A 206-nucleotide genomic window follows, 5' to 3' on the forward strand; every position below is an offset into this window, starting at 1 on the left:
GTGATGGTGACCGGATCGTTTACGTAGACGTTGTCTGGCGCAGTGACGGTAACCGAACCGGTGGCCTCGCCTGCCTTGACGGTCACAGTGGTTCCGTCGGTCAGGGTGAAGGTCAGGCCCTTGTGGTTGGTCACTGGCAGGCTTGGATCAGCGCTGACCAGGGTCACGGTGTAAGTGATCTTGCCACCTTCGGCCACAGTGGTGTT

At 59.7% G+C, this 206-nt stretch carries 1 protein-coding gene; it reads right to left on the bottom strand.

All coding sequences use genetic code 11. The features are described 5' to 3' along the window. On the bottom strand, positions 1-206 hold a 206-nt coding region (locus G1E_RS26445; RefSeq protein ID WP_047150270.1), incomplete at both ends, for an immunoglobulin-like domain-containing protein.

Origin of the sequence: Pseudomonas sp. TJI-51 (genome assembly GCF_000190455.2) — a bacterium.
Taxonomy (GTDB): Bacteria; Pseudomonadota; Gammaproteobacteria; order Pseudomonadales; family Pseudomonadaceae; genus Aquipseudomonas; species Aquipseudomonas juntendi.